This is a genomic window from uncultured Paracoccus sp. (assembly GCF_947496875.1).
GTDB lineage: Bacteria > Pseudomonadota > Alphaproteobacteria > Rhodobacterales > Rhodobacteraceae > Paracoccus.
In genome coordinates this window covers 1-534 of the sequence record NZ_CANMEH010000083.1, presented here as the reverse complement: position 1 = coordinate 534, position 534 = coordinate 1, and the positions used below count along the sequence as shown (strand labels likewise).

The following is a 534-nucleotide window of genomic DNA, read 5'->3' as shown; positions in this document are numbered from 1 at the left end:
TGCCGTCCTCCGTCAGCAGCGTGTATTCGCAATCGAGCACGCGCTCCAGGGCGCAATGCCAATCGATGCGCTCCGTCTGGCTGAGGCTTTGGGCCTCGCGATACCAGTCGGGCAGATCCACATCGTGGAAGCGCCCGGCGTCGAAGACACGCATCCTGTCGAACATCATGCGTCTATCTCCTCTGTGGGTTCGGGGTGAATGGATCGCCGCAGGGCGGCGGACATCGCGGCCTCCAGCCGGGCGGACAGCGCGGCGAGCGCAGCACGGCGCGCGGCGAGCACGGCCTGCATGCTGGCGGTCAGGCGGGATCCGAGAGCGTCGAGTCTCGCGACGCAGTTGGCATCGGGGGCGTCGATGTCGGCGCCTGCGATGGGCCGCAGCTCGAAGCTGGCGAGCGGCCCGAGGCGGTTGGTGAGCCAGGCTTCCAGATCGGCGATGCGGGAGAGATCGACGCGGGCGGTGCGGGCACGATGGCCGGGACCCTGCGGGCGATAGGTCACCTCTGCCGAGGAAGGGGACATTCTGCTATTATA

1 pseudogene is annotated in these 534 nt (G+C 67.8%); it reads right to left on the bottom strand.

Annotated features, from left to right (window positions below):
* Positions 1 to 165 precede the first annotated feature (165 nt).
* Positions 166 to 534, bottom strand: a pseudogene (locus Q0938_RS19205) (hypothetical protein); the annotation flags it as partial.